Origin of the sequence: Stenotrophomonas sp. SrG, assembly GCF_050031795.1 — a bacterium.
Classification (GTDB): domain Bacteria; phylum Pseudomonadota; class Gammaproteobacteria; order Xanthomonadales; family Xanthomonadaceae; genus Stenotrophomonas; species Stenotrophomonas rhizophila_A.
In genome coordinates, this window is sequence record NZ_JBNBBE010001617.1 from 1 (window position 1) to 232 (window position 232).

The window sequence follows — 232 nt, forward strand, 5'->3', positions numbered from 1 at the left end:
ATCGCGCAGAGCAGGTTGCCCATGCGGTCCGATTCCATCCACAGCGCGATGTACAGCGCGGTGGTGGGGACGTTCTCGATGTAGTTGGTGCGGTGGGTGTTGGTGGTGCCGTTCTGGCCGGTCACGCCGACCTGCTTGCACGGTTCGATGTATTCGCCGGCGTGGTTTTCGCTGCCCTGGAACATCCGGTGTGCGAACAGGTGCGCATAGCCGGTGCGGCCGGCGGGTGCGT

General features: G+C 64.7%; 1 protein-coding gene. It reads right to left on the reverse strand.

Annotated features, from left to right (window positions below; translation table 11 throughout):
- Positions 1 to 232 (reverse strand): hypothetical protein (locus ACQG3P_RS24835; RefSeq protein WP_426806532.1); only part of this gene is annotated, 232 nt, incomplete at both ends.